Consider the following 6,650-nt stretch of genomic DNA (forward strand, 5'->3'; position numbering starts at 1 on the left):
GGCCAGGTCCGCGGGGGGGGCGGGCGCGTCGGCCAGCTCTTCCATCGCTGCGGCGAACGGGTCTTCCCCCGCCGCGGCGGTCACGCCGGAGCCGTCTTCCTCGGCCCCGGCGAGCGCCACATTGTCGCGGATCGTCGGGCGCGGCGACGGGAACGGCGCTGCTTCGTCCCGCAGCACCGCAATCGTCGCGTCGAAGTCGCCGGCGAACCTGGGGCCGTCGGAGGTCGGGGTCTCCGAGGTGCGGTCACCGGCCGCCGCCCCGCCACCCTGGGCCAAGGCCTGCTCCGCGGCGCGGAATGGATCCGGCGCCGTCGCGACGGCGCCCGATCCGCCCGGCTGAGCCGGACTCAGGGGGTTCAACACCGCCTCTTTCGTGCGGACCATCGCTTCGGTCGCGGAGACCCGTACTCCCGACAGCGCCTCCATCGGGCCGGACGTCGACCGACAACCGACCGCTCCCACGGAGAGCACCAACGCCAGCGGCAAGGCAGCCCGGCGGCTCGCGTTCTTCGACAGCAGGCGGGCAGCGGGGAGACGCAAAACGGCAGGCGTTGTGGTGGAGGATCGGGGTGCAGCGGGGCGGAGCAACATCGCGGAGGCCCTTCTTCCGTGGACGGGGCCGACGGTTCCGATTGCGGAACCTCGGCGGGGTCGCGGCCGGTCAATCGGCAGCGGTCGATCGGGCTTCGCTCCACTGTACCCGGGGTCGGGGCGGGTGGAAGACGGACCGTCGGCACCGTCAGGGTTCGGACCGTGCGAACCATCGCCACGACCGTCTCCGGCCCGATAACCCGAACCCGGGCCGCGGACTGTGCCGATTATTCCACGCCCCCGGATCGTGACGACCGCCCGCCCGCCAATCCATACGGGCGCGGAGGCTGAGGGAGGTGCGATCGTCCCGCGAAGGAAGCTAGTTCACCAGCGATTGTAATCGTTTCACGTTGACGGTGTCCCACGGAACGCCGTCGCGATCCTTTTTGGGGGTTTCCAGCAGGAAGGGCGTCTTCGCCCACCGCGGATCGTTCATCAGGCCCCGGAAGCCGTCGTCGCCGAGTTCGCCCTCGCCGATGTGCTCGTGCCGGTCAAGTCGACTGCCGAGGCCGCCCTTGCTGTCGTTGATGTGCAGACAGGCGAGCCGATCCAGCCCGACCGCCTCGTCCAGCTCCTCGAAGGTGCGGGCGTACTCGCCCTCGTCGCGCAGGTCGTAACCGGCGGCGAAGGCGTGGCAGGTGTCGAAGCAGACGCCCAACCGGCCGCGGTCGGCCTCGGGCACGCCGTCGATGATCGCGCCCAGATGCGAGAGCTGATGGCCGAGGTTCGTCCCCTGCCCCGCGGTGTTCTCGAGCCACAGCCCGCAGCGTCCGCCCCTCGCCCGCTCCAACACCTCCGCGACGGCGGAGGCCGCCGCGGCGAGGCCCACATCTTCCCCGCTGCGCACGTGACTGCCCGGATGCACCACCACGCCGGACAAGCCCAGGGCGTCGGCCCGCTCCAGTTCGATCACCATCGCATCGACAGACTTCTGGCGCAGCGCCGGCTCCGGCGTGGCGAAGTTGATGAGGTAACTGGCGTGCGAGCAGGCGAACTTCAGCTTGGCCGCGGATCGCGCCGCGTTCCATTCCTCGACCAGATGGTCCGTCAGCGTCTTGGCGGCCCAGCGGTGATTGCTTTTGGTGAAGATCTGCACCGCGGCGAGGTCCAGTTCCCCCGCTCGAGTCGCGGCATTGTGAAAGCCGCCGGCGACGGACAGATGCGAACCGAACAACGGCATGGAGACGAACGGGGTCGGGGACGAACGGGCGAACGCTAGCATCGGGGGTGATGACCGATCCCGCGACCGCACCGCCGCCCGCCGCCCCGCCCGCGGGGCGTGCCGCCGCCGAACGACTGTTCCGATCGGTTCGACCGGAACTGGAGGACCGCTTCCGCGAACTCGCCGGCCGCGACGGCAAACCGGCCGGCTTGCGGTGGGCGAAGTGCGAATTCGCCGGCGAACCGACGTTCGTCCCTACCCCGACCGGGCGGCTCGACGCGCTGCTCGCGGTGACGATCCACTTCGAGCCGATCCCCGGCGGGGGGATGGAAGAGGTCGCCGCCGCCCGCCTGCCTCGCTCCGCCGTCGCGTTGTTTCACCATCGGCCGCCGCCGCGATGGGCGTTCTGGTCGGCCGGCGCCTGGGGTACCGGCGGGCGCGTCCTCTTCAACCACACGCCGGACACGGCGGCGGAGCGGATCGCGGAGGGACTCTGAACCACGACGACGCATAAGTCGACGCCTGAACGACGTCCCCCGAGCCTGTTGCCCGGACGAAACGCTTCTCCGAGGGTGCGGAGTAGAACCGATCGGAGCCGCCCAATACGCTCTCGCTTCGAACGTGTCCGCGAAATGACGAAACGCTCGCGTGGCCCAGGAACGGACGTCGGGTTCGATTTTCTCGTAGAACCTCAAAGGCAAGCCGCAGTGACTCAGCCCAAACTTACGCAGCTTCCGGCCCTCGTTTTGATAGCGCTCGGCGGCCTGCTCGCGGGGCGAGCGGACGCCGCGGAACGGCCCAACATCGTCTTTATTTTTGCCGACGACTGGGGCTGGGGCGACCTCGGTTGCCACGGGCATCCCTATTTGAAGACGCCGAATCTCGATCGTCTCGCGTCGGAGGGGACCGACTTTCATCAGTTCACCGTGGCCAGCGGCGTGTGTTCGCCGAGTCGGGCGGCCGTGGTCACGGGCCAGTTCCCCGCCCGGCACAACATTCACGGGCACTTCGCGACCGTCCCGTCCCATCGGCAACGCGGCATGCCCGACTGGCTCGACCCGAAGACGACGCTGTTGCCGAGGTTATTAAAGAACGCCGGCTACACGACGGCTCATTTCGGCAAGTGGCACTTGACCAATATCATGGTCGAAGACGCGCCGCTGCCGAGCGAGTACGGCTACGACGCCTACGGAGCGTTCAATTGCTCCGGGCCGCAAATGCCGGTGTTCGAAGACGTCGACCGGTCGATCCAATTCGTGGAGAAAAGTCACGCCGAGGGGAAGCCGTTCTTTCTCAATCTGTGGATCCACGAGCCCCATACGCCGCACTACCCGAAACCGGAGTACCTGAAGCAGTTCTCGCATCTGGAGGACGAGCGCGATCAGATTTACGCAGCCGTACTGGCTCACGCCGACGCCCGCGTCGGGCAGCTCCTGGCGACGCTGGATCGTTTGGAACTGACCGACGACACGCTCGTGATCTTCAGTTCGGATAACGGCCCGGAGAACACCAGCAATCGCCGAGTCACAGACGATCGGTCCACGGGGCCGGGGATCGGCTCCTTCGCCTCCGTCGGCACGACGGGGGGACACCGCGGTCGGAAGCGTTCGCTGTTGCAGGGCGGCATCGGCGTGCCCTTCATCGCCCGCTGGCCGGGACGGATCGCCGCCGGAAAGATCGACGACGCCACGCCGCACACGGCCGTCGATCTGCTGCCGACGTTTTGCGCGCTGGGCGGTGCGGAACTGCCGGAGGGTTACGAGCCGGACGGAGTCGATCAGACCGACGCATTACTCGGGAAGCCCTATTCCGCCCGCGACAAGCCGGTCTTTTGGCAATGGAACTCCGCGTCCAGTCGCGGCGAGAATTGGCCCACGCTCGCGGTTCGCGAAGGCGACTGGAAACTGCTTCTCGGAAAGGATCCCCAGCAGGTCGAGCTGTTCCGCTTTCCCGAGGACCGCCTCGAGGAGCACGACCTCCAAAAGGAGCGGCCCGCCGAAGTCGAGCGGTTGAGAGCCCTGTTGGATGACTGGACAGACACGCTGCCCCGCGAGCCGGACGAGGACTGCTTCTCCGCCGCGCGTGAAGAATGACGTTATGAGTTGATGGCTTCATTGGCCCAGAGCCGCGACCGTCAGGGAGCGCGGCGGCGTTCCCCCCGGGGTGCCGTCCCATCTTCGGACCATGTTCGCGCTCGCTGACGGTCACGGCTCTCGCATGAAAGCGACCCGCGCAGCGACAAGCCCGGAGCGAGTTCCATTCGCTCCGGGCTTCGTCGCGCCGGCGTCCGGGTGGGCGCCCGCTCCCGATGGCGTCCTGCCGGGGGAGCGGGCCGCGGACGTCGGGGCGGTTCAAACACCGACCGAACGTCGGTACGACTAGGCGGCGATGCGGAGACCGCGGCTCATCGGCAGCACGGCGGGGCTGCTTTCCTTACAGGCGGTCAGGAAGCCGTCGACCAGCTGCATGTCCAAGGCGCTGGCGGTCTCGTTTTCCGGGTGCCACTGCACGCCGACGCAGTACCAGTTCGGGTCCTGGGTCTCGATCGCCTCGACGATGCCGTCCGGGGCGTGGGCGCTGGCGATGAACTCCGGGGCGACGGCGTCGACGGCCATGTGGTGCAGGCTGTTGACGCGGATTTCGCCGTTGCCGTACGCCGCTTCGACGCGGGTGCCTTCGACCGGTTCGAGCAGGTGACGCAGGTTCGCTTCGCAGCCGTCGCGGTGGGGCAGGCCGGTCGGGTTGTCCTCGGGGAGGTGCTGATGCAGGGTGCCGCCCATCAGCACGTTGAGCAGTTGCATCCCGGCGCCGATGGCCAGGATCGGCAGCTTCATTTCGATCGCCATGGTGGCGAGACGGCGGTCGAAGTCCTCGCGGCGAACCGGCATGCTGCGGGTCGCGGGGTGCCGTTCGACGCCCTGACGGGCCGGGTCGAGGTCCAGCGGGCCGCCGGAGAGGATGATGCCGTCCAGCATGCCGAGGTACTGACGCAGATCCTCGTCGTCCATCATCGGGGGGATGAGGGAGGGGAGGCCGCCGCCCTTGGTGACGGTGTCGAAGTAGCCGGCGTTGAACCAGCTCAGGGCCGGCAGGCTGCTGTCCGCTTTGGGGCCGCGGAAGTCCCCGTTGATGCCGATGACCGGCTTGGGAGCCGGCTTGGGAGCGGGGGCGGCAGGCTTCTTGCGGCGGGGCATTGGAAATCCTTTTCCTGTGGTCCGTATCGGACGGAAGGACGCATCGTGCGTCCGGCGGGTGGGTCGAAATCAAAGAATCCGTCTTCCCGTTGCGGGCGAGATGACGGAGACTAGCCGTGCCGGCAAAATTACCGGGGTCGTGCGGGGGTGTCGTGAAGACCCCGCCGTTCGGGCGATCATGCCGTCGCGGCGGGGTCTCTCGACAAGGAGCGTCTTGCTCCGGGGTCGCGGTCGAATCCTTTCAACCGGTCGCGGGGGGCTGGCTCGCCGAACGTTTCGGCGGCCGCCCCGGCCGGCGACAGGGGGAATCTATCAGGGAATTCCCCCAGCGGGCGGCAGTCGCTCAAGTTGTGGTGGTTATTCCTCAAGCGCCCAGATCTGCCGTCCACAACCGTTCAGGTGACCCGGAACCGCCCTTTCCTGTTCGATTTTGCAACAGTTTGAGTGGGTCGTCTCCGACCGAACTGTTCTCAGAGCGAACAGTCGATTCGGGAATCCTCGAACCATCGGTTCCCATACCCCCACCCTGCGCATCAGGGCTGTCACCACCCGCCGACGCCCGGCGTCAGGAGCGCCCGGGGGACCGTCAGCCGAACCGTCCCCTCGGTCGGACGGCAAACGATGTGCTGAGCCGTACAGCTTTGCATCACGTCCGGCTCCGTCAGGGCGTACAGGCACCCGCCGTCGCTGACCTCGCCCCGCGGCGCTTTGTCGAACAGGGCCGCCAACCGACCGTGCGAGTCGCCGATCACGCCGTCGCCCACGTCGCCGGCGTCGGATTCGGCGTCCAGCACGCGAAGGTGGTTCGTCGCGACCAGCGGCTCGTCTCCTTCACCCCAGATCACCCCGCTGCGGCGGGGGGTGCGTTCCACGACGACCCGCTCCGCGTTGGTCGTGCCGACTACCGTCACGATCGCCCCGCAGACCAACCGCTCGCGACGAATGCGGACGACGGCGTCCGCGAAATCACGGGCGACCGTCAACACGCGACGCAGACACAACAGCACGGGACAGCCCAATAGATCCGGCGCCCCGGCAACGCCCACCGCGTTCAAAGCGAAGGCGAACCCGCGGGAACTCTGCCCGGTGACGACGCCGATCCCCCCGGGCCAACCGGCGTTCCAGACGGTCAGCGGCCCCCCGCCGGGGCCTTCTTCATACCGGGTCTCGACCAGCAGGCTCGCCCGAGCCAGCGGGCCGGCGGGCAGCCAGTCCATATTGCGGGCGAGCGCCGGGCCGTTCGGCGTCGCCAGCGCCGCGGTGCTGCACGCGAACCCGCTCAGGGCGAGGTCGTACGTGCAGTTCGATACAAGCACCTCGGCCCAAGAGGTCTCCAGCAGATCGGCCAGGGCCTCCGCTTCCGCCCGCCACCGCCCCTTGGTGCGGGCGTTGACGGCCAGCGCCAATCCTCCGGCGCCCGTGGGCAGATGGGTGCGAAGATCCGCGATCAGCTCTCGGCAGCGATCGACGCTGTCCTTGGGCAGTTGTCGGAACCGCTCGACGGGGGGAAGATCGCCGTCCAGTCGCACCGAGGGGGCGTCGACCCAGGGGGTACGGATCTCGCCGCCCGGGGGCCGAACGTCCCCGCCCTCGTTCTCGGAAGAGGGCGGCGGGTCGGCGGAACCGGACATGCGGCGAACTTTACACAATTCTCCCCCGGCCTCACCCCCGGATGGCATGCCGCTTGCCGGCCCAACGAACAT

The 6,650-nt window shown here is 68.3% G+C and carries 6 protein-coding genes; 2 read left to right on the top strand and 4 right to left on the bottom strand.

The features are described 5' to 3' along the window. Positions 1-540: hypothetical protein (locus LzC2_RS19240; RefSeq protein WP_171189656.1), on the bottom strand; the 540-nt coding region annotated here is incomplete at its 3' end. A 370-nt stretch (positions 541-910) separates the two neighbouring features. After that, on the bottom strand, positions 911-1,813 hold the full coding sequence (locus LzC2_RS19245; RefSeq protein ID WP_246255195.1) for a deoxyribonuclease IV: 903 nt from the start codon (positions 1,811-1,813) through the stop codon (positions 911-913). Between the two features lie 8 nt (positions 1,814-1,821). On the opposite strand from LzC2_RS19245, the gene LzC2_RS19250 reads away from it, so the two are divergent. Both LzC2_RS19250 and LzC2_RS19255 read left to right on the top strand, forming a co-directional pair. Next, positions 1,822-2,250 (top strand): hypothetical protein, encoded by a 429-nt coding sequence (locus tag LzC2_RS19250; RefSeq protein WP_171189658.1) that lies wholly within the window; start codon positions 1,822-1,824, stop codon positions 2,248-2,250. A 249-nt stretch (positions 2,251-2,499) separates the two neighbouring features. Further along, positions 2,500-3,846 (top strand): sulfatase family protein, encoded by a 1,347-nt coding sequence (locus tag LzC2_RS19255; RefSeq protein WP_206678806.1) that lies wholly within the window; start codon positions 2,500-2,502, stop codon positions 3,844-3,846. A gap of 285 nt (positions 3,847-4,131) precedes the next feature. Here the strand turns inward: LzC2_RS19255 and LzC2_RS19260 are convergent, their stop codons facing one another. Both LzC2_RS19260 and LzC2_RS19265 read right to left on the bottom strand, forming a co-directional pair. Next, positions 4,132-4,947: a gamma-glutamyl-gamma-aminobutyrate hydrolase family protein gene (locus LzC2_RS19260; protein ID WP_171189660.1), complete on the bottom strand. Its 816-nt coding sequence runs from the start codon at positions 4,945-4,947 to the stop codon at positions 4,132-4,134. 542 nt (positions 4,948-5,489) lie between these two features. Beyond that, positions 5,490-6,578 carry a C45 family autoproteolytic acyltransferase/hydrolase gene (locus LzC2_RS19265; RefSeq protein WP_171189661.1) on the bottom strand — a complete coding sequence of 363 codons (1,089 nt, stop codon included), beginning with the start codon at positions 6,576-6,578 and terminating at the stop codon, positions 5,490-5,492. Positions 6,579-6,650: the final 72 nt, after the last annotated feature.

The organism is Alienimonas chondri (assembly GCF_013036045.1).
Classification (GTDB): Bacteria; Planctomycetota; Planctomycetia; order Planctomycetales; family Planctomycetaceae; genus Alienimonas; species Alienimonas chondri.